Below are 603 nucleotides of genomic sequence, written 5' to 3' on the forward strand. Positions count from 1 at the left end.
AAGCGAGGTAGCATAATGCTACCTGAACGCTGAACTACCGGCCTCGATCCTGATCCCGGCTCTGCTCGCGTCGTTTGATTTCCGGTAATGCCTCACCGCGCTCTATACGGCCCGCAAGCTCTTCGCGGACCTTGGTGGCCACCTTGGATGCATAACCCGGCTGGGAAGCCCCTACGCGCGCTTCTACGGCCCTGACATAGGCATAGGAGGGTGCGAGGTCGGGGTACTTCTTGACGCCTTCCTTGGCGCTTTCAGTGCGGAAGGTATCAGCCTTGGCTTTCGCCTCGGCCAATTCCTGCTGTGAGCGCATCGAAACCTTGTTGTCTTTGCCGTAGCGGATCTCGACAACCTCGCCCATGCGCGGAGCGCGGCCGAGCTGGTCCCGAAAATGAGCAACGGCGGACTGGCGCCCAACCTGCTGCACCACGTGCAGATCGGTTTCGCCAATCACCTTGCCCCGATAGTCCCCGCCAGGGCGGGGGATGAACGTCTTGGCGCCGTCGCCCAGCTCGCGCTCGGCAATCCGGCGGGAGTCGGCGAAGCTGCTAGCCGCCCGGTGCAGGCGGCTCTGGGAAAAATTTCGCAGTTCGTCCTTGTAGAGAA

Annotated in this window: 1 protein-coding gene; it reads right to left on the reverse strand. The window is 62.0% G+C overall.

The window, feature by feature from the left end; translation table 11 throughout:
• Window positions 1–34: 34 nt before the first annotated feature.
• Window positions 35–603: hypothetical protein (locus tag EOD15_RS36140; protein WP_210212224.1), on the reverse strand; the 569-nt coding region annotated here is incomplete at its 5' end.

Source organism: Mesorhizobium sp. M7A.T.Ca.US.000.02.2.1 (assembly GCF_003996995.1).
Taxonomy (GTDB): domain Bacteria; phylum Pseudomonadota; class Alphaproteobacteria; order Rhizobiales; family Rhizobiaceae; genus Mesorhizobium.